This window comes from Actinoallomurus liliacearum (genome assembly GCF_039542035.1).
Taxonomy (GTDB): domain Bacteria; phylum Actinomycetota; class Actinomycetes; order Streptosporangiales; family Streptosporangiaceae; genus Actinoallomurus; species Actinoallomurus liliacearum.
The window spans coordinates 112,202-137,006 of sequence record NZ_BAABHJ010000002.1; the positions used below are offsets into that span (position 1 = coordinate 112,202).

Below are 24,805 nucleotides of genomic sequence, written 5' to 3' on the forward strand. Positions count from 1 at the left end.
AGCCGATCCGCGGCGGACCGCCCCGGGCGGCGCCGGGCGTCCCCGGCTCCTTTCGGAGGGAGCGGTCAGCGGCGTACGGCGACGGGGCAGTCGGCGTGGTGCAGGACGGCCTGGCTGACCGAGCCGAGCAGCAGGCCGCGGAAGCCGCCTCTGCCGCGGGAGCCGACGATGAGCAGGTCCGCGGCCGCGGAGGCGTTGATCAGGGCCTCGGCGGGATGGGCGGGCACGGTGACGAGGTCGACGGGCACGTCCGGGAAGCGCCGGCCGTGCCGTTCGATCGCCTCGGTCAGGGCGGGGTCGGCGGTGGCGGTCGCGTCCTCGACGGCGTGGACGGCGGTCAGTTCGGCGCCGCGGAGGGCCGCCTCGTCGAACGCGTAGGCGAGGGCGGTCAGGGAGGGGTCGGAGCCGTCGACGCCGACGACGATCCGCTGCGCCTTGTGCGGGCGGCCGCGTACGACGACCACGGGGCAGGGGGCGCGGGCGGCGAGTTCGACGCCGGTGGAGCCGACGAGCAGTCTGCCGACGGCGCCGATCCCTCGGGAGGCGACCACCATCAGTGAGGCGTGGGCGGCCTGCTGGAGCAGGACGGGGATGGGTGCGCCGTCGAGGACGGTGGTCTCGACGGGCAGCTCGGGCGCGCGGGACTGCGCGCGGCGCTCGGCGGTGCGGGCGATCTGGTCGGACGTCTCGCGCAGAGAGTCCAGTTCCGAGCCGAGCAGGGGCGGGCCCAGGGGCGCGTACAGCATCGGCAGGGTGAAGACGTGGACGATGCGCAGCGGTGCGTGGCGCAGGCGTGCCTCGTCCGCGGCCCATTCGACGGCGGTGAGGCTCTCGTCGGAGCCGTCGACGCCGACGGTGACGGGGCCGGGCTGGTCGTGCATGTGGACCTCCTCTGGTCGTCTCCAGCTCATCAACGGCGGGGCCGGGCAGGGCAGGGACCAACGGCCTGGAACGGCGGCCGACGGCCCCTTCTCGGATGCGGCCGGTGGCGGTGCCTCGCAGGCGGCCGGCGCCAGGGCGGGAATATCGGGAATATCGGGGAATGCCGTCTCCAGGACCGGCGGAGCCGGTCGCTCGACAGGGTCGTTGGTCCCTGATTTGCGGGGCGTGCCGCCCTGTCGCCCGGATCGAGTCCAGGTCTACGGTGGTGCGTCGCATCGGATCAGGAAGCGAGGCGGATATGACCGTCCGGGTGTTCTTGCTGGACGACCATGAAGTCGTCCGGCGCGGGGTGGCGGCCCTGCTGTCCTCCGAGTCCGACATCGAGATCGTCGGTGAGGCCGGCAGCGCGGAGCAGGCGCTGGCCCGGATCCCGGCGGCCCGCCCGGACGTGGCCGTGCTGGACGTGCGGCTGCCCGACGGCGACGGTGTCAGCGTGTGCCGGGAGGTCCGGTCGCGGATGCCGGAGGTGGCGTGCCTGATGCTGACGTCCTTCTCCGACGAGGAGGCCTTGTTCGACGCGGTGATGGCCGGGGCCGCCGGATACGTGCTCAAGCAGATCCACGGATCGGACCTGGTCAGCGCGGTCCGTACGGTGGCGTCCGGACAGTCGCTGCTGGATCCGCGCAGCACCGCGCAGATGCTGGCGCGGCTGCGGGAGCGGCAGACCCGCAAGGATCCGCTGGCGGCCCTGTCGGCGCAGGAACGTCAGATCCTCGAGCTGATCGGTGAGGGCCTGACGAACCGGCAGATCGGCGAGCGCCTGTTCCTGGCGGAGAAGACGGTGAAGAACTACGTGTCGAACCTGTTCGCCAAGCTGGACATGCGCCGGCGTACGCAGGCGGCCGCGTTCGTGGCGCAGCTGAAGGCGGCCGAGGGCCGCGAGTCCCGTGCCGAGTGACGGTGTGCTGGACGCCGGCGGCCTGGAGGTCCTGGGCCGGCAGGAGTGCCTCGCGCTGCTCGGCGCGGCCCAGATCGGCCGGATCGTGTTCACCGACCGGGCGTTGCCGGCGGTGCAGCCGGTGAACTTCGTGCTGAGCGGCGGGGACATCGTCATCCGCACCACGGCGGGGTCGAAGCTGGCGGCGGCGGCCCGTGGCGCGGTCGTCGCGTTCGAGGCCGATGAGTTCGATCCGCGGGCCGGGACCGGCTGGTCGGTGGTGGTGACCGGGCAGGCCCGTGTCGTGTCCGAGGCCGGTGAGCTGCAGCGGTTGCGCGGCCTGCCGTTGCCGGTGTGGGTGCCCGGCGAACGCGGCGACTACATCGCGATCACTCCTGAGCTGGTGTCGGGGCGGCGGATTCCGGCGCGCGGCGGCTCGGCGGCCTGAGACCGCTCCCCTCCCCCGCGAACCCGGGCCCGAGTGCTTCCGCCGGCCCCGCCCGACCCGGGCCGTCCGGCGCGCGATTCGCGCGCCGGACGGGCCCCCGGGTCCCCGCCCGGCCTGCCGCGCATCGAGTGGTCGTCAGGAGGCCGGGCGCGGGCAGACGCAGAAGGGGTGACCGGCCGGGTCCAGCAGCACCCGCCAGCGTTCGCCTCCCGGCTGGAAGTCCGGGCGGGAGGCGCCCAGCTTCACGCAGCGCGCCTCGGCCTCCTCCAGGTCGTCGGCGTACAGGTCGAGGTGGTAGCGCTTGGAAGCGTCCTCGTCGGGCCAGTTCGGCGGCCGGTAGCCCTCGACGCGCCCGAAGCCGATGTTGGTCACGCCGTCGCCGATCATCGCGTAGTCGCCTTCGCGATGGGTGATCGGCATGCCGAGGACCTCGTGGTAGAACTCGGCGAGCGCGCCGGGGTCGGCGCAGTCAAGGTTGAACATGGCCAAAGAGGCGATCGCGGTCATGACGCCGCCCTTCCTTTCGTTGGTGACGGGTCGATCATTCCGGCGATACCTGACATCTCCTGGCAGGATCTTCGGCGGACCGTCATCGCCTCGAGCGGTTTCCGGTGAGGCGTCAGATCTCGACGTCGACGAGGGCGCGGGCGCCGCGCCGTACGGCGGCCTGCCCGCCGGTGGCGGCCGCGACCCAGGCGTCGAACGCCGTGAGCTCCTCTTCCGGCACCGCGACGTCGATCTCGGCGCTCGGGCCGTAGCGGGCGCCGACCGGCGGGTAGGGGGTGGCGTGCAGGTCCCGCTGGAGCCGGCCGGCCCGGTCGTGGCCGACGGTGACGGTGACGGTCACGACGGGACGCCGCTCGACCACGCCCACCGCGTCGATCGTCTCGGCGACCGCCTGCCCGTAGGCGCGGACCAGGCCGCCCGCGCCGAGCTTGACGCCGCCGAAGTACCGGGTGACCACCGCGGCCACGCCGGTCAGGCCCCGGCGGCCCAGGACCTCCAGCATGGGCAGGCCGGCGGTCCCGGCCGGCTCCCCGTCGTCGCTGTTGCGGGTGATCTCCCCGTGCTCGCCCAGGACGTAGGCGGTGCAGTTGTGGGTCGCGTCCCGGTGGGCGCGGCGGCGCGCGGCGATGAACGCCTGCGCCTCCTCCTCGGTGAGGACGCGGGCCAGGGCGCAGATGAACCGGGACCGGCGGATCTCCAGCTCGTGGACACCGGAGTGCTTGATGGTGCGCATGTCGCCTCCCACCGTAGGGCGCGCCCGGCGCGACGTCCGCACCGCCGCCCGCACTGGTCACCGACAGTGACGAATGGTGCCGGGCCGCTCGGCGGGGCCGGACCGCAACCCCATCGTGTCCCGCACGGTGTCTGATGTGGTGATTCGCGTCGGGCATAGTGGAACGGCCGGCCCGGACGGGCGGTGCCGGGACATGTGAGATGATCACGCTTTGATCATGCCCACGGGCGGGCGGCACAGGGAGCGCGGCTGATGGAATCGTTCGAGGTCCCGGACGGGTCCCTGCCGCCGATCCCGGTCGCTGAGGCTCCGGTGGGCATGGACACCGGCGAACGCGGGCGGCTCGCGGCCGTCCGCCGCTACCAGATCCTCGACTCCCCGCCGGACGCGGTGCTGGATCGCGTCGCCGCGCTGGCGGCCAGGGTCCTGGACGCGCCGATCGGGAACGTGACGATCGTCGACGAGGACCGGGTGTGGTTCGTCGCGTCGTCCGGGCTGCCGGGCGTCGCGCAGGTGAGCCGCGAGCCGGGCCTGTGCGCCGAGGCGGTTTCCCGGCCCGGGCCGTACGCCGTCGCCGACACCGCGCGGGACCGGCACGCCGCAGGGCACCCCCTGGTGGCGGGCGAGCCCGGGGTGCGGTTCTACGCGGCCGCGCCCATCACGACCGCCGACGGGCACCGCCTGGGAACGGTGAACGTCATGGGCCCTCGGCCGCGCGAGGTCACCTCGGAGAAGCTGACCGTGCTCGCCGACCTGGCGGCCCTGGCCATGGAGCACCTGGAGCTGCGGCTGTCGGCGCTGCGCGCCGCCGCCCTCGAACGCGCCGTGCACGAGACCGCCGAGCGGGAGAAGACCCAGCTGGCGGCCCTGGCCGACGCCCTGCAGCGGTCGCTGCTGCCCCCGGGCCTGCCCGAGCTGCCGCACTGTGAGATCGCCGCGCACTACCAGCCGGCGATCGAGCCGATCGGCGGGGACTTCTACGACCTGTTCCCGCTCGACGAGCACGGCCGGCGGTGGGGCCTGTTCATCGGCGACGTCGTCGGCAAGGGCGCCCAGGCGGCCGGCCGTACCTCCCTGGTCCGCTACACGCTGCGGACCGAGGCGATCACCCGCCCCAATCCCGCGCGGATGCTGACGGGCCTGGACGCGGCGATCAAACTGGACCAGGCCGTGTACGGGCCCGGCGGCGCGGAGATGTGGTTCTGCACCGCCGCGGCGGCGATCGTGCGTCCCGGCCCCGACGGGGCGATCATCACGCTCGCCGCGGGCGGGCATCCCCCGCTGATCCTGCTGCGCGCCGACGGCCGGCTGGAGAGCCGGGAACTGCGCGGGCCCATCATCGGCTGCCTCGAGGGCGCGGCGTTCGACAACGTCCACGTGGAACTGGCCGCCGGTGACACGCTGCTGCTGCACACCGACGGGCTGATCGACGCCCACCGCGGCGGCACCCGGTTCGGTGAGGACGGGCTGCACGCGTTCCTGGCCGACTGCGGCGGGCTCGCCGCGCCGGCCCTGATGGACCGTTTGCGGGGCCTGGTCGACACGTTCGACGATCCCGCCGACGACGACATCGCCATGGTCGCCCTCAGCATCCCCGCCTGACCGATCGGGACGCTCACCGTCCTGAGTCCGGAACGGGGCGGGAACCGGTGCGGGCGGCGGCGTCGTCCTCCGGTCGGCGCGGCGGCGGGACGGCCGTCTCGGGCCGGTCGGCGGCGGTCAGCAGCAGCACGGCGACCAGGATCAGGGCGGCGCCGAGGTACTGCGGGGCCAGCAGCCGTACGCCGAGGAACAGGGCCCCGGCCAGGCCGGCGACGGCCGGTTCGATCGTGCTGACGATGGCCGATTCGGTGGCCGTGACGCGGCGCAGCCCGGCGACGGACAGGCTGAAGGCGAGCGCCGTGGACACCACGACCACGATCCCCGTCAGGGCGGTCACGGTGACCGCGTCTCCGACCGGATGGACCTGCCAGGGCGGAGTCCACACGAGCATGGGCACGCTCGCGAAGCTCAGCGCCCACGCCGTGGTCGCTCCGGAGCCGATGACCCGGACCATGCGCGCCGAGGCGAGCATGTAGTACGCGAAGGCGACGGCGGACGCCAGGCCGAACACGACGCCGAGGGGACTGACCCGCAGGGCGGCGAGGCCGCCGCGCTGACCCAGTACGAGCAGGGCCACGCCCACCACCGCGGCCGCCAGCGCCGCCAGCCGCCGGGGCGTCGGACGGATCTCACCGCGCAGCATCTGCCACCCGGCCGTGATGGCGATGGCGTTGTACTGCAGGAACGTGGCCGTCGCGACGTCGGAGTGCGCGATGGCCGCGAACCACGTGTACTGGGTCGCGGCCATTCCCACGATGCCCAGGACGAGAAGCCGCAGGGTCTGGCGGCCCGGCCAGGCCGGGCGGAAGACCGCCAGCAGCAGCAGCCCGGCTCCCGTCATGCGCACGGCGACCAGCCAGCGCGGGTCGATGCCGTGCCGCTGGAACAGCTCCTGGGCCGCGACACCGCCCACCCCCCACAGGACGGCGGCCGTGGCGGCGAGGATCAGGCCGACCGTATGCTCCATCGCGCCACGCCGTCGCGCGGTGTCCTCCAGCAAGCGACCTCCTGGTCTGAGGGCGCGCTCGCCGGATCACGCCCGATTCGTGTCCGTTTCGGCGGACTCGCGGCCATGATGCCAGAGGCGGATCCAGGGCCTCGGAGCCGATGTGGCGGGCGACCGGAAAACCCGCTGAGGAGGCCGGCCGGTGCGGCTCGGTGGAACCAGGCGGTCGCCCGGGGAACCGAGGCGTACGGCGGCCGCGGGCCTGACATTCCATGGTGCTGTGCCGTCGTACTGGTGCAAAGACAAGATTCCGCACCGAACGGAAGGGACAGGTGGCGATGCCCGCGCAGCGCGAGGTAGACGAAGCCGAGATCAAGCAGCAGATCAGCAAGATAGTCGAAGGAATCCGGGCCAAGGACCTCGAGGGCCTGAAGCGGTTTTACGCGACGGACGTCGTGTCCTTCGACGTCGAGCCGCCGCTGCAGCATGTGGGGATAGCCGCGAAACTGAAGAACTGGACGAACGCGTTCACGTTCTTCCAGGAACTGGATTATGAGGTTCGCGACCTGACGCTCACCGTGGGCGATGACCTGGCTTTCGGCCACCTCTTCGGCCGGCTCAGCGGCACGCTGAAGAACGGGACGGCGACGAACGGCATATGGGTCCGGGGCACTTTCTGCTTCCGGAAGATCGACGGGAATTGGTTGATCGTGCACGACCAGGCCTCCGTGCCGTTCGATATCGCGAGCGGCAAGGGAGTGACGGACCTCGAGCCCTGAGGCGTCGCGGAAGTCCGTGACCTCGCCCGCCGCGCCCCCGGCCTGGTTTCGCAGGCCGGGGGCGCGGCGGCGCTCCGGTCCGTGGAGCTCCGCACCCCGGCCGCCATCGATCACGGCCCTGGACTCCCGAAGCTGCCGTAAGGCGACACGTACGCGTCCGGTGTGTGAGCCACGCGGGTCCGGGGCGTCAGGCGCCATAGCGGCGCTGCCGGGCGGCATACGCGCGTACGGCACGCAAGAAGTCGACCTCACGGAACGCCGGCCAATACGCCTCGCAGAAGTACAGCTCCGAGTAAGCGCTCTGCCACAGCAGGAAGTTCGACATGCGCTGCTCTCCGCTGGTACGGATGACCAGATCGGGGTCCGGCTGGCCGGCGGTGTACAGGTGGCGGGCGATGTCGTCCGCGGTCAGGTCGGCGGCGACGTCCCGCATCGACCTGCCGGTCTCCGCCTGCTCGTACAGCAGATCCCGCATGGCGTCCACGAGCTCCTGGCGGCCGCCGTATCCGACGGCGAGGGTCACATGCGCCCCCGTGGTGCACTCTCGCGTGGCCTCGACCGCCTCTTTGAGGGCGCGGGCGGTGGTGTCGGGCAGCGTGTCGAGCGCTCCGGCGATATGTACCTGCCAGCGCGGCAGCGGCCTGGCGAGGTGCCGGGTCAGGACGTCCTCGATCACCTGCATCAGGAAGGCGACCTCGGCGTCACCGCGCCGTTGGAGATTCTCCGCGGAGCAGACGAACACAGTGACATGCCTGATCTGGAGTGCCTCGCACCAGGACAGCACGTTCTCCACGTGCTCGGCGCCGTACTTGTGACCGAGGCTCGGGTTCCCGATGCCTCGCCGGCGCGCCCAGCGGCGGTTGCCATCCATGATCAGCCCGATGTGCCCGGGCGCCTCTCCGTCCTGGAGTTGCCGGCGAAGTCGGCGGGTGTACAGGGCGTAGAGCGGGTCGGTGACGCGCAACATCGAAGCCTTTCGAGTCGGGGTCGGCAGCCGCCGGCCGGCCGCAGCGTGCATACTACGAAGTAATAGCACGCGTCGCGTGTCATTGGGGGAACCCGCCGCCCACCGCCCACCGCCCGGGAGTGCCAGTGCGTACCAACGACGCCCAGATGCTCGTCCTGTCCGCGTTGGCGGACGGTCCGTTGCACGGCTATGCCGTCAACACCGCGATCGAGCGGATGACCGGCGAGAGACTCGGCCGTGGCAGTCTGTCCAGCGCGCTCGCACGGCTGCGCGGCAAGGGATTGATCGAGTATCTGGAGGGAGAGGGCAGGCGGCGCCCGATGCGCCTGACCTCTGCCGGCCGTGAGGTGCTCGAAGGCGAACTCGAATCCCTCGCTCATGTCGCGGGGCGCATCTTCGAGACCGTGGTCCCCGACAAGGTGGCCTACCAGGATCGGCTCGCCGCCACCGATGTCGCGCACTCCTACAAGCAGGCCGTGCTTGACGCGCTGGCCGTCCGACCGGGCCACCTCGTCCTGGACCTGGGCTGCGGCCCGGGCACCGACCTCGGTGCGCTGGCGCGCGCGGCGGCACCCGCAGGGATGGTTCTCGGGGTCGACTCCGACCCTCAGATGACCCGTCAGGCGTTGACTCGAATCGCCGGCCTGCCACACGCTGATGTGCTGATGGCCGACGTGCACGCGCTTCCGCTTCCCCCATGCTCCGCGGATCGGGTGCGTACCGACCGCGTGCTTCAGCACGTTGCCGACGTTCCCGGAGTTCTGGCGGAGACACGGCGGGTCCTGCGCCCTGGCGGCCGCCTCGTCATGGCCGAACCGGACTGGGACTCGCTCGCCGTCGACCACCCGGACCTGGACGTCGCCCGGGCGTACACCCGCCACATCACCGACCGGATCGTGCGCAATGCCATCGTCGGGCGGCAGTTGCCTCGGCTGGCCGAGGAAGCGGGATTCGCCGTCACGTCGGTCGTCCCGGTCACCTCGGTCTTCCGCGAAGTCCATGCCGCCGACCAGGTCCTCGGTCTCCAACGCAACACCGAGCGCGCCGTGGCCGCCGGCTATCTCACCCGTCGGCAGGCCGACGGGTGGCTGGACCACCTCGCACGGAGCCCATTCTTCGCTGCGGTGACGCTCTACATCGTTACGGCGGAGGCGCCCGCACCGACCTGACCCGCCCCCAAGTAGCCCTGCGTGGTGTTCCGAAGCCCCTGACCACACGGCCTTGGCCTTCAGGCGAGCGGCTCCGTGGCATCCGGCCACGGAGCCACCGCGAAAACCCGTTGGCGGACCACGGCGACCACTGCTACTTTGCCGGAGGCCGTGCCAGAGAACGAGGAGGTGGTACCCGTGAACGCAGTATCGACATGGGTGCTCCTCTCCGGGGTCGCGGTCGGGCGATAGGTCGTCCGGGAGCGCCGTTCACGAGCACTCCCGAAAGGCACGACCATGCGATTCACCTCCGAGCAGCGCCTCGACGACGGCGTCCTCGAACGCGAATTCACCCTCGGCGAGATCCCCGGCATCCTCTGGACACCCGCCTCCGCCTCCGCGTCCGCGCCGGCACCCCTGATCCTGCTCGGCCACCCCGGCGGGCAGCGCAAGATGTACCCCCGGCTGGTGGGCCGGGCCCGGCACTCGGCGGAGGACGGCTTCGCCGCGGCCACCATCGAGCTCCCCGGGAGCGGTGACCGGCCCCGCTCGGCCGCCGCCGAGCAGGCCCGCGCCGACCTGCGCCGGGCGCTGCAGGCCGGCGAGTCGGTCGACGACGAGATCGTCGACCGACTCGTCCTCCCGCTGGTCGAAAAGGCGGTCCCGGAATGGCAGGCGGTCCTGGACGCCCTCCTTTCGCTGCCCGAGATCGGCGGCCCGGTCGGGTACTCGGGGGGAGTGATCGCCATCGGCGTCCGGCTGGCGGTGGTCGAGCCGCGCATCTCGGCCGCCATTCTGTTCGCCGGGAGCTTCGTGCCCCGCACCACGTTCGAGGAGGCCCGGCAGGTCACCATTCCGCTGCACGTCCTGCTGCAGTGGGACGACGAAGGAAACGACCGGCAGGCGGCCCTGGACCTGTTCGACGCCTTCGGCTCCAAGGAGAAGACGCTGCACGCCAATATGGGCGGGCACACCGGCGTCCCGCAGTTCGAGGGGGACGCCTCGGCCCGGTTCCTCACCCGGCATCTGAGGTAGCCACCGACCATCCCCGCCGTCAGGCCGGCAGCAGACGGTAGGCGCTACCGGCCTGACGGCGGCGGACCAGCATCAGACTTACGAGATGCGTACGAGATCAGAGGATTGGAGTGGCTTAACAGCTGGTCACTCAGCCGAGAATCGTAAGTGATAGCGTAGCAATGTGGGCAAGGCGGACGAGGACCCCGAACTCCTGGAGGGCGCCGCGCAGGTGCGCCAGGGCGTCACCCGGCTCGGGCGGCGGCTGCGCGCGGCGCGTGCGCCCGGCGCGCTCAGCGCCAACAAGCTCGGCGTCCTGAGCCATCTGCACCAGCACGGTCCGGCCACCGCCGGGGAGCTCGCCGCCGCCGAGTACCAGCAGCCGCAGTCCCTCACCCGGGTCTTCGCCGAGCTGGAGCGGGCCGGTCTGATCACCCGGATGCGCGACGACCGCGATCGCCGGCAGTCGGTGCTGGCCATCACCCCGGCGGGGACCGCCGCGCTGGCCCGTGACATGGCCGAGCGCGACGCGTGGCTGGCCTCGGCGATGGCCGGGCTGTCGGACACCGAACGCCAGGTCCTGCGGCTCGCCGGGACGCTGATGGACCGGCTCGCCGGCGACCTCCCCCACCCCGGCCGCCAGGGCGGCCGGCCCACCGAGCACTGACGGGATCTCGCATGCACTGGTCCGAACACGCCGTCTGGTGGCACGTGTACCCGCTCGGGTTCACCGGCGCCGAACGCCAGGCCCTGCCGCCGTCCGCGCCGCCGGTGCCCCGGCTGTCCCGCCTGGCGAACTGGCTGGACTACCTGATCGCCCTGGGCTGCAACGGGCTGGCGCTCGGGCCGGTGTTCGCCTCCCAGACCCACGGCTACGACACCGTCGACCACTTCCGCGTCGATCCGCGGCTGGGCACCGAGGAGGACCTGCTCCGGCTCATCGAGCAGGCGTCCGAACGCGGGGTGCGGGTGCTGCTGGACGGGGTGTTCAACCACGTCGGCCGGGATTTCCCCGCCTTCGCCGACGCCGCCGCGCACGGGTCGCGCTCACGGTACGCCTCCTGGTTCCGTCCTGCGCCCGACGGCGACTACGCGACCTTCGAGGGCCACCACCGGCTCGTCGCGCTCAACCACGACGAACCCGAGGTCGCCGACTACGTCAGCCGTGTGATGACGCACTGGCTGGAGCGCGGCGTGTCCGGCTGGCGGCTGGACGCCGCCTACGCCGTGCCGGCGCCGTTCTGGCGCACCGTCACCGACCGGGTCCGGGCGCGGTTCCCCGACGCCTGGCTGATGGGCGAGGTCATCCACGGCGACTACGCCTCCTACGTCACCGAGGGCGGGCTGGACTCGGTCACGCAGTACGAGCTGTGGAAGGCGGTCTGGAGCTCGCTCAACGACGGGAACCTCTTCGAGCTGGCCTGGGCCCTGAAACGGCACAACGCCCTGCTGGAGACCTTCGCGCCCCACACCTTCGTCGGCAACCACGACGTCACCCGGATCGCCAGCCGGCTGAGCGAGCCGCGTCACCTGGAGCACGCCCTGGTGATCCTGTGCACGGTCGGCGGGATCCCCGCGATCTACTCCGGGGACGAGCAGGCGTTCCGGGGGGTCAAGGAGGACCGCGAGGGCGGCGACGACGCGATCCGGCCCGCCTTCCCCGACGACCCGGCGGGCCTGGCCGGGCACGGCCGCTCCTACTACCGGCTCCACCAGGACCTCATCGGGTTCCGGCGGCGGCACCCGTGGCTGGTCCGCGCCCGTACCGAGGTGGCGACGCTGACGAACACCGCGATCGTCTACACCGCCGGTCACGACGGCGAGGCCGTGGCGGTCGCCCTCAACGCCGCCGACCGGCCCGTCGAGCTCCCCCTTCCGCCCGGCGGCTGGGCGCACGCCGCGGGCGGCGGGCGCATTCACGAAGGACGGTTGAGCCTGCCCGCGGCGGGCTGGGCGATCGCCACCGCAGGCGGCTGACCGCCCCGCGCGTCATCCCCAGGATGGCGGCCGAGGAGAATCGCAGGCCTGCCCGGGCGGCCGATCAACGGGTCACGGTGAACAGCGTGACCGGTCGCCCAAGGCCAGATCCACCGCGTGTTCGACATGGATCCGGGTGGAGTCGAATATCGGGATCGGGCTGTCATCGGCGCCGATGAGCAGGGTGATCTCGGTGCAGCCGAGGATGACGGCCTCGGCGCCCTGCCCGGCGAGGCCGGCGATGATCCGGCGGTAGGCGTCGCGTGAGGAGTCCTCGACGCGGCCCTGGGTGAGCTCCTGGTAGATGACGTCGTGCACCAGCGTGCGGTCGGATCCGCCGGGGACGATGACCCGTACGCCGTGCTCGCGCATCCGGGACCGGTAGAAGTCCATCTCCATGGTGAAACGCGTGCCGAGCAGTCCGACGGTCGTGTGGCCGGCTTCGGTGATCCGTGCCGCGGTCGCGTCGACGATATGGACGAACGGCACACTGATCTCGGCCTCGATGGCCTCGGCGACACGGTGCATGGTGTTGGTGCACAGCAGGATCATCCGCGCGCCGCCCTGCTCGAGAGTCCGCGCCGCCTGGGCCAATCGCCGACCGGCGTTCTCCCAGTCGCCGGCGCGCTGCATGGCCTCGATCTCGGCGAAGTCCAGGGTCAGCAGCAGGCTCGGCGCGCAGTGGTGGCCGCCCAGCCGGCGGCGGACCTCCTCGTTGAGGAGCCGGTAGTACTCGGCGGAGGACTCCCAGCTCATGCCGCCGATCAAGCCGATTGTTCGCGTCATCGGGCCATCGTGGCGTGACGCGGTGGACCATAGGAAGACCTGGCTTTCTTAGACGAGACCCAAGCAATACTTTGAGCCATGGACGTCCAGCGCCTGCTCATCCTCCGTCAGATCGCGCGCGCGGGGTCGATCGCGGGTGCCGCCCGCGCACTCGGGTGGACCCAGCCGGCGGTCAGCCAGCACCTTCGTCAACTGGAGCGCCAGGCCGGCATGGCGCTCGTGGTCCGCCGCCCGCGCGGAGTCCAGCTGACCGAGGCGGGCGAAGTGCTGCTGCGCCACGCCGACGCCATCGCCGCGCGGCTGCAGGCCGCCGCCGACGACCTGGACGCCCTGACCCACCTGCGCCGGGGCTCCGTCCGGCTGGCCGCCTTCCCCTCGGCCAGCGCCACCGTCGTCCCGGCCGCCATGAGCCTGCTGAGCCGCCGGCACCCCGGCATCGACGTACGGCTCCGCGAGGCCGAACCTCCCGAGGCCCTCGACCTGATCAACGCCGGGGAGGTCGATCTGGCCGTGACGTTCACCCATGGCGGAGAGGTACCGCTCGATCCTCCCGGGCTTGTCGGGACGGTGCTGGGTGAGGACGCCGTACGGCTGGTCCTGCCGCGCTCCCATCCGCACGCCCTGCCGCCGGACCGGCCGGTGAACCTGCGGCTGCTCGCCGGGGAACAGTGGATCGCGGGCTGTGCGCGCTGCACCGCGAACCTGCGGCAGACCTGCCAGGAGGCCGGCTTCGTCCCGGACATCCGGCATGGGACCGACGACTACGTGGTCACCCAGGCGTTGATCGCTCGCGGGCTGGGCATCGGCCTGCTCCCGCAACTCGCGCTCGACGCCTTCCAGGACCCCGGTGTCACCGTGCGCGCGGCGACACGGCTCCGGCCCCGCACCCTGCATCTGATCCGTCACCGCGAGGCCGAGCAGATCCCCGCGATACGCAGCGCCGTACGCGCCATCCAGGACGTCCAGGCTTCAGCTGAGCCCTGCTGACCGCGAGCGGGGCGGCGATCGGGTTCCGATCGCCGCCCATGGCCGGAACGGTCAGTCCCACGTGGTCCCGGCGGGCACCCGGAAGGTCGTGTTGATGCGATTGAAGAAGTTGGTGATCGCCACCATGAGCACCAGGGCACCGAGCTGCCGCTGGTCGTAATGCCGCACGGCCTCGGCCCAGATCTCGTCGGTGACCGCGCCGGGCCGGTCGGAGAGCCTGGTCGCGGCCTCGGTGAGCGCGAGCGCGGCCCGCTCGGCGTCGTCGAAGAGCGGGTTCTCGTACCAGGCGGCGAGGGTGAACAGCTTCTCGGGGCTGACACCGGCCTTGGCCGCGCTCGTGGCGCCGGCGTCGACACAGGCGCTGCAGCCGTTGATCTGGCTCGCGCGCAGATGCACCAGCTCGAGCGTCTGACGCGGTACGCCGCCGGCGTACACCTCCTTGAAAAGGTGCTGGATGGCCGGCGTGATATCGGGTTGATTCGCCGCGTTCTGGATGCGTGCTGCCATCTCTCCTCCAGGGAGCCTTTGGATCGGTGAACGGCACTACGACGTCCGGTCGCGGCGGAAGGTAACGCCGGTCCGGGAGTTACCTCACCGGCGCGCGATGCGTCCTGGTAGTGACACCGCCGTACGCCAAGGAGAACCGTGACCGTAGAGGAAGAGTTCGCCGCGGAGTTCGAGACACAGCGCTCGTATCTTCACGCGATCGCGTTCCGCATGCTCGGCTCGCACGCTGATGCGGATGACGCCGTCCAAGAGGCGTGGCTGCGGCTCGCGCGGTCCGGCCGCGGCGGCATCCAGGACCTGCGCGGCTGGCTCACCACGGTGACGAGCCGGATCTGCCTGGACGCGCTTCGCAGGCGCGGGGCGCGGGGCGAGCAGCCCCTCGAACTTCACGTCGGCGCACTTCCGCGGGAGGCGATCGGCGACTCTCGAATCGATCCCGAGGAGGAGGCCGTGCTGGCCGAGTCCGTCGGCCTCGCGCTGTACGTCGTCATGGACGCCCTCACCCCGGCGGAACGGGTGTCATTCGTGCTCCATGACATCTTCGCGGTCCCGTTCGACGCGATCGCCGCCGTCCTCGGCCGCAGCACCGCGGCCGCCAAGATGCTCGCCAGCCGGGCCCGGGGACGGCTGCGGTCGGGCGTACCTACGGCCGACGCCAACGCCGCGGCCCGGGACGTCGTCGACGCGTTCCTCGCGGCGGCGGGCCGGGGCGACGTCGCAGCGCTGTTGAGCGTGCTCGCGCCCGGGGTCGAGATGCGGGCCCAGGGTCCCGAGGGGACCGTCGTCGTCCGCGGCGCGGACGAGGTCGCCGCGCAGGCGGCGCGGTTCGCGCGCCCGGACGCGCTGGGGCATCCGGTGCTCGTGGACGGCGTCCCGGGCGTTCTCATCACCGTTCGCGGACGGCCGGTCACCGTCATGGCCTTCACGGTCGCGGACGGTGCCGTCACCGCGATCCGCGCACTGACCGACCCGGCCCGGCTGGGCCAGGTCGTTCCGTCGTGGGTCGCGTGACCGTGCGGCTTCCCGGGGGGATCGTCACCCGGATGGCCGAGACGTACGGCCAGGGCCGGAGGCGGTGCGCGCACCGCCTCCGCCGCGCTCGGTGCCGGTCCGCTCCGGAGAGGGCAGGAGCCCCGGTGCGGTGCCTCACACCGTGCGGCTCGCCCGAGGCCCGTCGAGATTCCACGAGACGATCTTGGTGGGGGTGATCCTGATCATCTCTCGGGACATGCCGGGCACGGGCGGCTCCTGGTCGGTCAGCGCCACCGCGTTGCCCCGGATCTCGATGCCCCGGGGCGCCCAGGGATCGATCGTCGCCAGGTCGTCCACGACGAACGCGACCGTGCTGCCCTGCTGGACGTTCCGGAACTTCTTCGACCTGCCCATCGCGCCCCCGCCGATGAAGATCGTGCCGGTACCGGCATCGAGGTGGAAATTGGTCGGGTTGTTCTGCACCTGCCCGTCGGGCGAGACGGTGGCCAGCCGCCCGATGTGCTGTGTGGCCAGGTAGTCGAGTTCGGCCTGGGTGAAGATCATGTGTCAGTCCTTCCGACGGACGTCGTCGATCACGGTGGAGGTCGAGGTGTTGAGGACGCCGTCGAACGCGTCGATGACGGGGGTGTGCAGGTAGGCGCTCTGGATCCGGACGCGGTCGGGGCCGGGGGTCTCCGGGTGTGCCCGGCGAAGATCGGCGATGCTGAGCCCGAGGCCGGCGTCGGCGAAGGCGGCTTCGATGCTTCCCTGCTCGGGCGGCTCCAGTGCGGTGTCGTCGATGGTGAAACCGAAGCGCGCCTTCTCGTCGGGGCGCATGTCGGCCGTGTGCCCGTTGACGCTCGTCAGGGCGAGGGCGAAGTACTCATGGCCGAGAACGCCGTGCAGGTGCTGTCCCATCGGCAGCCCCGTGAGGTGACCGTTGAACGAGACCGACGTTTTCTGGATGTGGGCGTTGTGGGCCGCCAGCACGATGCGGGTCCCGGGTTCGGAACGCTCCAGGTGCCACCGGACCGACCCGGCCATGTAGACGTCCCGGGCCGAGGTGTCGGCGGTCAGGCCGCTTCCGGCGAAGAGGTCGGCCATGGCGCGGAAGCCGTAGTCCGCGTGACAGGCGGCTTCGAGGCGACGCAGGGCGATGTCGTAGCCGCGCCGGTCACCGCGGGAGACGTACAGCGGTTCGACGGCGCGGAACCGGATGAGCAGGCGCATCAGGATCGCGCTGAGGGTGTCCTGTTCGGCGGTGGCCAGGCGGGTCCAGGCCGGTGCGGCCGAGGCCGCGGAGGCTCCGGCGAACGATCCGGCGATCCGCATCGCCGTCTGGACCGCCGGCAGGGTTTCGGGATCGATCTGGCGCAGATAGTCGGCGACCGGGGCCAGGGCGGGAAGCAACGATCCACCGGCCGCCGGGATGTCGATCCCGGCGAAACGCACCGGCTTCGAGGCCGTGGCGTTGTGCCGGCGCATCCAGCGCAGCGGCTCGTCGACTCCCACGGGGATCGTCTCGGCGAGATGGGCCGACAGATCATCGTCCGTACCCTCGCCCTGGGCCCAGGCGTCGAGGGGGAAACCTTCGCTGAAGCCGTATTCGACGGCCAGGACGGTGAAACCACAGCGTTCGACCAGGAACCGCAGGATGCGCCGGCGCATGAGTGAGAACTCGGTGATGAAGTGGGAGTTCTCTCCGATTGCGACCACGCGCGCGCCGCCGATGATGTCGCGCAGCGGTTCCAGGTCGTCGAGCGGCGCCTCAGGGTCGAGGTGGGTGAGCGGGACGGCATGGCCGCGAAGCCAGCCGGCGAAGGGACCGTGGTCGGACGGAACAGGCATGCTGACAGCTCGATTCTCAGTGCTGGAACGCGGGTGGATCACCGGTGCGGGAGCGCGGGCGCAGCGTCCTCCAGGTCGTCGATGCTTCCGGACATGATCGTGCGGAGGTGCTCGGTGATGTGCTGGAGCGGCCAGTCCCACCAGGCCAGGGCCAGGAGGCGGTCGATGTCCGCGTCGCTGTGGCGGCGGCGGATGAGCCTGGCGGGGTTGCCGCCGACGATGCCGTAGTCGGGGACGTCGTCGACGACGACGGATCCGGAGGCGATGATCGCGCCGTGGCCGATGCGGACGCCGGGCATCACCATGGACCCGTATCCGAGCCAGACGTCGTTGCCGACGACGGTGTCGCCCCGCCCGGGCAGGCCGGTGATGAGGTCGAAGTGCTCGGCCCAGGAACCGCCCATGATCGGGAAGGGGAACGTCGAGGGGCCGTCCATGCGGTGGTTGGCGCCGTTCATGATGAACCGCACGCCCTCGGCCAGCGCGCAGAACCTCCCGATGATCAGCTTTTCCGGGCCGTAGTGGTACAGCACGTTACGGGCCTGGAAAGCGGTCGGATCGTCCGGATCGTCGTAGTAGGAGAACTCTCCGATCTCGATCAGCGGCGAGGTGACCAGCGGCTTGAGCAGCACCACCCGCGGCTGCTCGGGCATCGGATGCACCACCGTCGGGTCGGGGGCGGTCGGCATCGGCAGTCGTTTCCTTCCTGCAGGGGGTGTTCGCGGCTTGGGGCGTCAGGCCCTGCGGCGGACGCCGAGCCGTACGCCCAGGTGGGCGGTCGCGTCCGGCGGCAGTCGCCCGTCCTGGGCGAGATGGCCGACGTCGCCGTCGGCCCGAAGACTCTACTAGTGCGACAAATGCTGCATTAAGATACTGCCACGACGCCGTCCCACCGAGCAACCGGATTACCAGCGATGACTCCCCCAGCACCACGACCGGAGGACACCCGGCCCGTGCCACCGACCCGACGCCGCCCCGGCGGCCGGACTGCCCGTATCCGCACGCAGGTGCTCGACGCGGTCCTCGCGGAACTCGGCGAGCACGGTTATGACGGGCTCACCATGGACGCCGTCGCCGCCCGCGCCGGCGTGCACCGCGCGACGGTATACCGGCGCTGGGGAGACGTCGGCGGCCTGCTCGCCGACGTCCTCGACGCGGCGAGCGACGACGACTGGCAGCCCCCGGACACCGGTTCACTGGAAGGCGACCTGGCAGCGCTGAACCATGAGATCCAGGCGGCCATGACCGCCCAGCCGCCGATCATGGCGGCCCTGATCGCCGCCTCGTTCCGCTCCGAGAAGGCCGACCACGCCCAACGGCGGCTCTGGGAGGACCGGTACGCCCGCTGCGAGAACATCGTCGGCCGGGCCGTCCAGCGCGGCGAACTCCCGCCGCGCACCGACGCCCGGCGACTGCTCATCGCCGCCACCGCGCCCCTGTACCACCACCTGGTGCTTCTCCGCACGCCATCCGACCCGGACCTGCCCGGTCAGGCGGCCAGGACCGCCGCCCTCGCCGCGTCCGCCGGCGCCTTCGCCGAGCCCCCGGCCGGCGACACCTGACGGGCCCGGCCCGCCCCACGGCCGAGCGGGAACAACCGCACATGCCGATCGCCGAGTACACATGCCGACGGCCCGGCGGGCGGCCTCTGACCACGCGTGCGGGTCGGGGCGGGCGGCGGCGGCGCGCGCCAGGGTCTGGATCAGTGTCCGCTCGATGCCGGCCGGCAGGGAGCGGCCCGGTCGGCGAGGATGTCCTCGTAGACGCCGACCTTGTAGTTCACCAGGTCCAGGCACCGGGTCAGGTCGCCGATCTGGGCGCTGACCCGCTCCCCGTGCGCGCGCAGGAGCGCCAGGCGCTCCTCCTCGTTGCCGTCCCCTTCGCGGACGAGTTCGGTGTAGCGGCGGATCGCCGGCAGCGGCATGCCGGAGGCCCGCAGGATGATGCACACGGTCAGCCACTCGACGTCGTTCTCGCTGTAGACCCGGCGACCGGCCGGGTCGCGCCGCACCGGGTCGACCAATACGCCCTCACGCTCGTAGAAGCGCAGCGCGTGCACGCTCAGGCCCGTTCGCTCGGCGACCTGCCCGATGCTCAGCAGGGATGCGGAATCCGGCATGCCGCCCAGCGTAGGCCTCCGTCCTCACCCGTCGCCCGTCGAGAGCTCCCCCACTCACGTGGGATGTCGCGTTCGCCCAACTGATCCGCAAAGACCGCCAGGGCTACTGGGGCAACTGGTCGCTGAACCCGGCGATCGTCCCCGGCGCGGTCGGCGTCCTGGACCCCGGTGCCGGGACCTTCACCCCGGCCGACAAGGTGATCCCCGAGCTGACGACCACCTCGCGGCCCGTCTCCCAGCAGTGGTCGGTCATGTCCAAGCACGTGTCGCGCCAGGAGACCGACCTCGGCGCCGACGCGACGGTCGTGGACCCCGACACGGGGACCAAGGTCAACGCCGAGGTCACGGTCTCCTGGTCTCTCGAGCGGTCCGAGTCGCTGATCTCCGAGTTCGCGGTCACCTCCGAGGAATTCCTCGACCCCGGTCTGCTCACCCGCCAGATCGAATGGCTGGAACAGATCGCCGACAGGCAGAACATGAGGGCCTCCCGATTCCGGTGCCCATCGCGTACACCTTCACGTCCTTCGACGGCAGGGTGCTGATCGAGAAGTGGACGAGCGTCCTCGGCTCCTTCGAACTGCTGCTGAACAGCGTCATCGGCGACGGCGTACGTCAGATCGACCTCCACGGCGCATGGCCGGGCGGCAACTCGGCGGTGGACGTCCAGGCGGGCAAGAGCTACTGAATCCACTGAACACACCGGAGGGCGGCCTCCGGCGATGCCCGGCGGTGACCGCCGGGCACCGCCGCGGAGTCACGGCGCTGGGTTCAGACGGCGAAGACCTGCGCGTCGTCGGCGAAGGCCTTGAACTCCAGCGCGTTGCCCGCCGGGTCCAGCAGGAACATCGTCCACTGCTCGCCCGGCAGGCCCTCGAACCGCAGGTAGGGCTCGATGACGAACGTGGTACCCGCCGCACGGAACCGCTCGGCGAGCCGGTGGAACTCCGGGATGGTCAGGATCAGGCCGAAGTGCGGCACGGGGACGTCATGGCCGTCGACCGGGTTGTGCACGCGCTCGGCGCGGCGCGGTGCCAGGTGGGTGACGAACTGGTGGCCGTGCAGGTTCCAGTCGATCCAGGTGTCGGCGCTGCGGCCCTGCGCGCAGCCGATGACCTCGCCGTAGAAGACGCGGGCGGCGTCCAGGTCGTCGACGGGCATGGCCAGGTGGAACCGCGGGATCGAGGAGTCGAGCGTGGACACGGCGGGGTCGTCCTTCCGTCGGCGGCAGCGGGCGACACTGTAGTGGGCGGTCAGAAGGTCATTCGCCGGTGGGGGCCGCGCGCAGGACGGCGGCGAGGAGGCCGGGGAACCGCTGCTCCAGGTCGTCGCGGCGCAGGCTGACGTAGCGCTGCCGGCCGTGCGGGTCGTTGCGGACGACGCCGGCCTCGCGCAGCGTCTTCAGGTGGTGGGACAGGGTCGACTTGGGGATGTCGCCGCCGGTGGGCTGGCAGGCCGCGACCTCCAGAGGCCCCTCGGCGAGGCGGCGGGTGATCTCCAGGCGCGCCGGATCGCTGAGTGCGAACAGCACGTCCGTCAGGACGAAGTCCGCGGCGTCTGGATGGGCGAGCTCACGTGTCGATCCGGGCTGCATGGTTCGATAATAGTTGAACAATAGACCGGGCCGGAGTAGCCTTCAATGGTTCGAGAATCTTAGAACTGTTGGAGGAGCACCGCATGCCCACAGTGGACGACCGCGTCGCGCCCGCGGCGGCCCGTACGGTTCGGCGCCTGCCGCGCCCGGCCGGCTTCTGGCTGCTCGGCGCGACCCTGCTGGTCTTCATGGGCGCCGCGAGCGCCCCATCCCCGATGTACGTCGTCTACCAGCACCGATGGGGGTTCTCGGCGACCACCCTCACGGAGATCTTCGCCGTCTACGCCCTCGCCCTGCTGATCGCGTTGCTGACCGTCGGCGGGCTCTCGGACTTCCTCGGCCGCCGGCCCGTCCTGATCGCCGCCCTGCTGGCCGAAGCCGCCGCCATGGTCCTGTTCCTGACCGCCGGCGACGTCGGGACGCTCCTGGCGGCGCGCACCGTGCAGGGCTTGGCGACCGGCGCCGCGACCGGCGCCATCAGCGCCGGCCTGGTCGACCTGCAGCCCGGCGCCCGGTCCGGGTCGCTGGTCAACAGCGTGGCGCCCGCCCTGGGCCTGGCCGCCGGCGCGCTGGGCAGCGGATCGCTGGTGGAGTACGCCCCCACCCCCACGACGCTGGTCTTCGCGGGGCTCACCGCGGCGTTCGTGATCCTGGCGGCCGTGATGGCGTTCCTGCCGGACCTGGTCACCGCGCGCCCCGGCGCGCTGGCCTCCCTGCGGCCCCGGGCGGCGGTTCCCGTCCCGGCCCGCGCGGCCTTCCTGGCGACCGCGCCCTGCCTGGTGGCGACCTGGGCGATCTGCGGCCTGTACCTGTCCCTGGGCGGGTCGCTGACGGCCGGCGTCCTGCACATCGGCAACCACCTGGTCGGCGGGCTCGTCGTCACCACCCTCACCGGAGCGGGTGCCATGGCCTCGATGCTCGTCCGCGACCGGGCGCCGCAGCGCGTCATGGCCGCCGGCTCGGCCGCGCTGGCCGCCGGAACCGCCGTGACGCTCCTGGCGCTGGCCATGGCCTCGACGTCCCTGTTCTTCATCGGCACGGCGATCGCCGGCTGCGGCTTCGGCAGCGCCTTCCTCGGGGCGTTCCGGTCCCTGGCGGCGCTGGCCGGCCCAGGGTGGCGGGCGGAGTTGTTCGCCTCGGTGTACGTGGTCAGCTACCTGGCCTTCAGCGTGCCCGCCGTCGTCGCGGGCGCGGCGGTGCCGTCGTTCGGCCTGCGGGCGACCGCCACCGCCTACGGCGCCGTCGTCATCGCCCTGGCCCTCACCGCCGCGGTGTCCGGTGTCGTACGGTCCCGGGCCGCCCGCCCGATGGCGGCCGCCCCGCCACCCGCCGCGCCCTGCCCCGTGGGCGACCGCGCCGCCGGGTGACCCGGCACGGCCTCAGGCGCGGAGACCGGGCGGGCGCCGAGGGGGACGCCCGCCCGTCACCGGACGGCGGTCAGATCACCCAGAGGTCGTAATTGGTCCAGGTGCTGCCGTAGCACTGGTACTTGGACCAGGAATGGTTGTTGATGCCGCGGTTGCCGACCTCGATGCAGCTGCTGGCCCAGAAGTAGTTGTCGATGTAGCGCCAGCCGGGGCCCGGCGGGTCGCTGCAGGGGTGGTTGCACCGGTGGGCGACCGCCTCTCGGGTCGAGGCCGGCGCCGGTGTCGCACTCGCGGAGGGCGCGAGCGCGACACCGGCGGTGACCAGCGCGCCGCCGACGACGGCAGCCGCCATGAAGTTCGGTATCAGCATGGAGCGGACCCTTTCGTCCGGGGGAATTTCCACCTCGGACGCTATGGGCGACCCTCTCTCCGGGTCTTGAACGAATGCGAAGCGTCAGAGATCGGATGCGCCGTGCGATCGGCGGAGAGTGATCGCGGCCGCGTGCTCGGCGCGCAGCCCGGTGGGGGTGCGGCCCGCGAGCCTGCGAAACTCCCGGCTGAGATGCGCCTGGTCCGCGTAGCCGCACACGGCGGCGACCTGCGCGGGCGCCGGGCTCGCGGACGCGGTGAGCAGGCGCGCGGCCCGCTCGAACCGCAGGAGGCGGGCGATGGTCTTGGGCGGCAGCCCGATCTGCTCGGCGAAACGCATCTCCAGGCAGCGGCGGGTCACGCCGGTCTCCTCGGCCATCGTGGCGACGCTCACCGCTCCGCCGGTGCGCCGCAGCAGTCGCCAGGCGCGCAGCACCGTGGGCGCCGGCTCCGGCCCGGCACAGAGCCACGCGGGCAGCAGGCGGTCCAGGAGCTCGAACCGCGTCGCCCAGTCGGGTGCCGCGCGGAGCCGTTCGGTGAGCGGCTCCGCGCGGGACCCCAGCAGGTCGGCCAGGTCGACGGTCGTGTTGCTCAGCTCTCGCATCGGCACGCCGAACAGCGCGTACGCCCCGGTCGGGGTGAGCTCGACGGCCATCCCCCGGTGGTGGCTGCGCTGTTCGAACAGGACCGGCCGGTCGTGCAGGCCGGTGACGTGCGAGGCCTGGACGCGCAGGGGCCGATCCTCGGCGGCGACCAGCCGCACCGAGGCGGCGAAGTCGAGGAACAGCGTGACCCTGCAGGTCGCCACGGCGCGCCCTCGCAGCGGCCGGGCGGCGTCGACGCGGAGACCGGCGTACCCGGCGACGTACGGGCGCAGCACGGGTGCCGGCCGGGCCGCCACCATCCGCGGCCCGGACCCCGGGTCCGGGCATTCCAGAATGACTCCCCCGATGCCATTCACCATCGACCGTCCTTCCGCGGGGAACCTGGCCAGTCTCCCCGGCGGACCCCCGCCCGCGGATCCGGGTAATCCCGTATCCGCGTCCATTCCGCGGCCCCGCAGGACCCGCGCCACGCCGCGGGGCGGACGGCCGGCGTCAGGTGAGGGAGGCGTACAGGCCGTGGGTGCGGCGGGCGATCTGGGACCAGGAGAAGTGCTCGATCGCGCGGCGGCGGCCCGCCTTGCCCATCGAGGCGGCGCGCTCGGGGTCGGCGAGCAGCGCGTTCACGCGTTCGGCGAGGTCGGCGGCGAAACGGTCGGGATCCACGGGTGTGCCGGTACCGTCGGCGGCCTGCTCGATCGGCACGAGCAGGCCCGTCTCGCCGTCGGCGACGACCTCGGGGATGCCGCCGGTCGCGGTGGCGACGACGGCCGCCTCGCAGGCCATGGCCTCCAGGTTGACGATGCCCATCGGCTCGTACACCGACGGGCAGACGAACACGGTCGCGTGGCTGAGGATCTGCACGACCTCGGGGCGGGGCAGCATCTTCGTGATCCACACGATCCCGCCGCGCTCGCGGCGCAGCTCGTCGACGAGCGCTTCGACCTCTGCGGAGATCTCCGGGGTGTCGGGCGCGCCGGCGCACAGCACGAGCTGGGCGGACGGGTCGAGGGACCGGGCGGCCCGCAGCAGATAGGGCAGCCCCTTCTGGCGGGTGATGCGCCCCACGAACACCACGGAGGGGCGCCGCGGGTCGATGCCGTGGCGGGTGAGCACGTCGGTGCCGGGGTCCGGGGCGTACTCGTCGGTGTCGATGCCGTTGTGCAGGACGGTGACGCGGTCGGGGTCGACCTCGGGATAGCAGGTGAGCACGTCGCGGCGCATGCCCTCGGAGACGGCGACGATCGCGTCGGCCGCCAGGATCGCGGTGCGCTCGGCCCAGGAGGAGATCGCGTAGCCGCCGCCGAGCTGTTCGGCCTTCCAGGGCCGCAGGGGCTCGAGGCTGTGGGTGGTGACCACGTGCGGGACGCCGTGCAGGAGCTTGGCGACGTGACCGGCGAGGTTCGCGTACCAGGTGTGGCTGTGCACCAGGTCCGCTCCCCCGGCGCCGGCGGCCATCTCCAGGTCGACGCCGAGCGTCTGCAGGGCCGGGTTGGCCGCCTCGAGCGCCGCCGGAACGCGGTAGCCGGTCACGCCGGGCTCGGCCCGGTCGCCGTCGAAGCAGTGGACCCGCAGGTCGCACAGCCGGCGCAGCTCCCGGGCCAGGTGCTCGACGTGGACGCCGGCTCCCCCGTAGACGTCCGGCGGGTATTCACGGGTGAGCAGGTCGACGCGCATGCCCGGCAGCGTAGTGCCAAATGTGCCCCCTCGTCCTGTT

Annotated in this window: 31 protein-coding genes; 14 read left to right on the forward strand and 17 right to left on the reverse strand. The window is 72.0% G+C overall.

Annotated features, from left to right (window positions below):
* Positions 1–65: 65 nt before the first annotated feature.
* Complete coding sequence (locus ABD978_RS02970; RefSeq protein ID WP_345347818.1) at positions 66–881, reverse strand: universal stress protein; 816 nt, start codon at positions 879–881, stop codon at positions 66–68.
* A gap of 299 nt (positions 882–1,180) precedes the next feature.
* Here ABD978_RS02970 and ABD978_RS02975 point away from each other — a divergent pair, with 299 nt between their 5' ends.
* Both ABD978_RS02975 and ABD978_RS02980 read left to right on the forward strand, forming a co-directional pair.
* Complete coding sequence (locus tag ABD978_RS02975; RefSeq protein WP_345347821.1) at positions 1,181–1,840, forward strand: response regulator; 660 nt, start codon at positions 1,181–1,183, stop codon at positions 1,838–1,840.
* Positions 1,830–2,267: a pyridoxamine 5'-phosphate oxidase family protein gene (locus ABD978_RS02980; protein ID WP_345347824.1), complete on the forward strand. Its 438-nt coding sequence runs from the start codon at positions 1,830–1,832 to the stop codon at positions 2,265–2,267. Before ABD978_RS02975 ends, ABD978_RS02980 begins: the two co-directional genes overlap by 11 nt.
* 135 nt (positions 2,268–2,402) lie before the next feature.
* Here the strand turns inward: ABD978_RS02980 and ABD978_RS02985 are convergent, their stop codons facing one another.
* The gene (locus ABD978_RS02985) at positions 2,403–2,774 is read right to left on the reverse strand and encodes a VOC family protein (protein WP_345347827.1); all 372 of its coding nucleotides are present in this window, start codon (positions 2,772–2,774) and stop codon (positions 2,403–2,405) included.
* Between the two features lie 112 nt (positions 2,775–2,886).
* On the reverse strand, positions 2,887–3,507 hold the full coding sequence (locus ABD978_RS02990) for a YigZ family protein (protein WP_345347830.1): 621 nt from the start codon (positions 3,505–3,507) through the stop codon (positions 2,887–2,889).
* A 252-nt stretch (positions 3,508–3,759) separates the two neighbouring features.
* On the opposite strand from ABD978_RS02990, the gene ABD978_RS02995 reads away from it, so the two are divergent.
* Positions 3,760–5,109 carry a PP2C family protein-serine/threonine phosphatase gene (locus ABD978_RS02995; protein WP_345347833.1) on the forward strand — a complete coding sequence of 450 codons (1,350 nt, stop codon included), beginning with the start codon at positions 3,760–3,762 and terminating at the stop codon, positions 5,107–5,109.
* 13 nt (positions 5,110–5,122) lie between these two features.
* Here ABD978_RS02995 and ABD978_RS03000 read toward each other — a convergent pair whose 3' ends face one another.
* A complete protein-coding gene (locus ABD978_RS03000; RefSeq protein ID WP_345347836.1) occupies positions 5,123–6,109 on the reverse strand; it encodes an EamA family transporter in 987 nt (328 codons plus the stop codon).
* 284 nt (positions 6,110–6,393) lie between these two features.
* Here ABD978_RS03000 and ABD978_RS03005 point away from each other — a divergent pair, with 284 nt between their 5' ends.
* On the forward strand, positions 6,394–6,834 hold the full coding sequence (locus ABD978_RS03005) for a YybH family protein (RefSeq protein WP_345349548.1): 441 nt from the start codon (positions 6,394–6,396) through the stop codon (positions 6,832–6,834).
* Positions 6,835–7,021: 187 nt separating this feature from the next.
* On the opposite strand, the gene uppS is transcribed toward ABD978_RS03005, so the two are convergent.
* The gene (gene uppS, locus ABD978_RS03010) at positions 7,022–7,798 is read right to left on the reverse strand and encodes a polyprenyl diphosphate synthase (RefSeq protein ID WP_345349551.1); all 777 of its coding nucleotides are present in this window, start codon (positions 7,796–7,798) and stop codon (positions 7,022–7,024) included.
* 128 nt (positions 7,799–7,926) lie between these two features.
* Here uppS and ABD978_RS03015 point away from each other — a divergent pair, with 128 nt between their 5' ends.
* From ABD978_RS03015 to ABD978_RS03030, 4 genes are all read left to right on the forward strand, one after another.
* Positions 7,927–8,970, forward strand: coding sequence for a methyltransferase domain-containing protein (locus ABD978_RS03015; RefSeq protein WP_345347839.1), 1,044 nt, complete (start codon positions 7,927–7,929; stop codon positions 8,968–8,970).
* A 276-nt stretch (positions 8,971–9,246) separates the two neighbouring features.
* Positions 9,247–9,984: an alpha/beta hydrolase gene (locus ABD978_RS03020; protein ID WP_345347842.1), complete on the forward strand. Its 738-nt coding sequence runs from the start codon at positions 9,247–9,249 to the stop codon at positions 9,982–9,984.
* A 163-nt stretch (positions 9,985–10,147) separates the two neighbouring features.
* Positions 10,148–10,630: a MarR family winged helix-turn-helix transcriptional regulator gene (locus ABD978_RS03025; RefSeq protein WP_345347845.1), complete on the forward strand. Its 483-nt coding sequence runs from the start codon at positions 10,148–10,150 to the stop codon at positions 10,628–10,630.
* Between the two features lie 11 nt (positions 10,631–10,641).
* On the forward strand, positions 10,642–11,940 hold the full coding sequence (locus ABD978_RS03030; RefSeq protein WP_345347848.1) for an alpha-amylase family protein: 1,299 nt from the start codon (positions 10,642–10,644) through the stop codon (positions 11,938–11,940).
* Between the two features lie 72 nt (positions 11,941–12,012).
* On the opposite strand, the gene ABD978_RS03035 is transcribed toward ABD978_RS03030, so the two are convergent.
* A complete protein-coding gene (locus ABD978_RS03035; protein ID WP_345347851.1) occupies positions 12,013–12,726 on the reverse strand; it encodes an aspartate/glutamate racemase family protein in 714 nt (237 codons plus the stop codon).
* A gap of 78 nt (positions 12,727–12,804) precedes the next feature.
* Here ABD978_RS03035 and ABD978_RS03040 point away from each other — a divergent pair, with 78 nt between their 5' ends.
* The gene (locus ABD978_RS03040) at positions 12,805–13,713 is read left to right on the forward strand and encodes a LysR family transcriptional regulator (RefSeq protein ID WP_345347854.1); all 909 of its coding nucleotides are present in this window, start codon (positions 12,805–12,807) and stop codon (positions 13,711–13,713) included.
* Between the two features lie 51 nt (positions 13,714–13,764).
* Here the strand turns inward: ABD978_RS03040 and ABD978_RS03045 are convergent, their stop codons facing one another.
* Positions 13,765–14,220, reverse strand: a complete 456-nt coding sequence (locus ABD978_RS03045; protein ID WP_345347857.1) for a carboxymuconolactone decarboxylase family protein — start codon at positions 14,218–14,220, stop codon at positions 13,765–13,767.
* A gap of 138 nt (positions 14,221–14,358) precedes the next feature.
* Between ABD978_RS03045 and ABD978_RS03050 the strand changes: the two genes are divergently transcribed.
* Complete coding sequence (locus ABD978_RS03050) at positions 14,359–15,231, forward strand: sigma-70 family RNA polymerase sigma factor (protein ID WP_345347860.1); 873 nt, start codon at positions 14,359–14,361, stop codon at positions 15,229–15,231.
* Between the two features lie 135 nt (positions 15,232–15,366).
* Here ABD978_RS03050 and ABD978_RS03055 read toward each other — a convergent pair whose 3' ends face one another.
* Genes ABD978_RS03055 through ABD978_RS03065 form a run of 3 tightly spaced genes read right to left on the reverse strand, consistent with a single transcriptional unit; the run spans position 15,367 to position 17,729 of the window.
* Positions 15,367–15,756 carry a PPOX class F420-dependent oxidoreductase gene (locus tag ABD978_RS03055; RefSeq protein WP_345347863.1) on the reverse strand — a complete coding sequence of 130 codons (390 nt, stop codon included), beginning with the start codon at positions 15,754–15,756 and terminating at the stop codon, positions 15,367–15,369.
* 3 nt (positions 15,757–15,759) lie between these two features.
* Entirely contained in the window at positions 15,760–17,040 is a 1,281-nt protein-coding gene (locus ABD978_RS03060; RefSeq protein WP_345347866.1) for an erythromycin esterase family protein, read from the reverse strand.
* A gap of 38 nt (positions 17,041–17,078) precedes the next feature.
* Positions 17,079–17,729: a CatB-related O-acetyltransferase gene (locus ABD978_RS03065; RefSeq protein WP_345347869.1), complete on the reverse strand. Its 651-nt coding sequence runs from the start codon at positions 17,727–17,729 to the stop codon at positions 17,079–17,081.
* Between the two features lie 318 nt (positions 17,730–18,047).
* Between ABD978_RS03065 and ABD978_RS03070 the strand changes: the two genes are divergently transcribed.
* Positions 18,048–18,602: a TetR/AcrR family transcriptional regulator gene (locus ABD978_RS03070; RefSeq protein WP_345347872.1), complete on the forward strand. Its 555-nt coding sequence runs from the start codon at positions 18,048–18,050 to the stop codon at positions 18,600–18,602.
* 140 nt (positions 18,603–18,742) lie between these two features.
* On the opposite strand, the gene ABD978_RS03075 is transcribed toward ABD978_RS03070, so the two are convergent.
* Positions 18,743–19,159, reverse strand: coding sequence for a MerR family transcriptional regulator (locus ABD978_RS03075; protein ID WP_345347875.1), 417 nt, complete (start codon positions 19,157–19,159; stop codon positions 18,743–18,745).
* Positions 19,160–19,262: 103 nt separating this feature from the next.
* Positions 19,263–19,412 carry a hypothetical protein gene (locus tag ABD978_RS03080; RefSeq protein ID WP_345347878.1) on the reverse strand — a complete coding sequence of 50 codons (150 nt, stop codon included), beginning with the start codon at positions 19,410–19,412 and terminating at the stop codon, positions 19,263–19,265.
* Between ABD978_RS03080 and ABD978_RS03085 the strand changes: the two genes are divergently transcribed.
* On the forward strand, positions 19,411–19,701 hold the full coding sequence (locus tag ABD978_RS03085; protein WP_345347881.1) for a hypothetical protein: 291 nt from the start codon (positions 19,411–19,413) through the stop codon (positions 19,699–19,701). The two genes, ABD978_RS03080 and ABD978_RS03085, sit on opposite strands and share 2 nt — an antisense overlap.
* Positions 19,695–19,844, forward strand: coding sequence for a hypothetical protein (locus ABD978_RS03090; RefSeq protein WP_345347884.1), 150 nt, complete (start codon positions 19,695–19,697; stop codon positions 19,842–19,844). The genes ABD978_RS03085 and ABD978_RS03090 overlap by 7 nt, the downstream gene beginning before the upstream one ends.
* An 83-nt stretch (positions 19,845–19,927) precedes the next feature.
* On the opposite strand, the gene ABD978_RS03095 is transcribed toward ABD978_RS03090, so the two are convergent.
* Positions 19,928–20,359: a VOC family protein gene (locus tag ABD978_RS03095; protein ID WP_345347887.1), complete on the reverse strand. Its 432-nt coding sequence runs from the start codon at positions 20,357–20,359 to the stop codon at positions 19,928–19,930.
* A 58-nt stretch (positions 20,360–20,417) separates the two neighbouring features.
* Positions 20,418–20,750 (reverse strand): ArsR/SmtB family transcription factor, encoded by a 333-nt coding sequence (locus ABD978_RS03100; RefSeq protein ID WP_345347890.1) that lies wholly within the window; start codon positions 20,748–20,750, stop codon positions 20,418–20,420.
* 83 nt (positions 20,751–20,833) lie between these two features.
* On the opposite strand from ABD978_RS03100, the gene ABD978_RS03105 reads away from it, so the two are divergent.
* Positions 20,834–22,117, forward strand: coding sequence for an MFS transporter (locus ABD978_RS03105; protein ID WP_345347893.1), 1,284 nt, complete (start codon positions 20,834–20,836; stop codon positions 22,115–22,117).
* 70 nt (positions 22,118–22,187) lie between these two features.
* Here the strand turns inward: ABD978_RS03105 and ABD978_RS03110 are convergent, their stop codons facing one another.
* The 3 genes from ABD978_RS03110 to glgA all read right to left on the reverse strand — a co-directional run bounded on the left by ABD978_RS03110 (position 22,188) and on the right by glgA (position 24,765).
* Positions 22,188–22,487 (reverse strand): hypothetical protein, encoded by a 300-nt coding sequence (locus tag ABD978_RS03110; protein ID WP_345347896.1) that lies wholly within the window; start codon positions 22,485–22,487, stop codon positions 22,188–22,190.
* An 84-nt stretch (positions 22,488–22,571) separates the two neighbouring features.
* Positions 22,572–23,450, reverse strand: coding sequence for a helix-turn-helix domain-containing protein (locus ABD978_RS03115; protein WP_345347899.1), 879 nt, complete (start codon positions 23,448–23,450; stop codon positions 22,572–22,574).
* 133 nt (positions 23,451–23,583) lie between these two features.
* Positions 23,584–24,765: a glycogen synthase gene (gene glgA, locus ABD978_RS03120; RefSeq protein ID WP_345347902.1), complete on the reverse strand. Its 1,182-nt coding sequence runs from the start codon at positions 24,763–24,765 to the stop codon at positions 23,584–23,586.
* Positions 24,766–24,805: the final 40 nt, after the last annotated feature.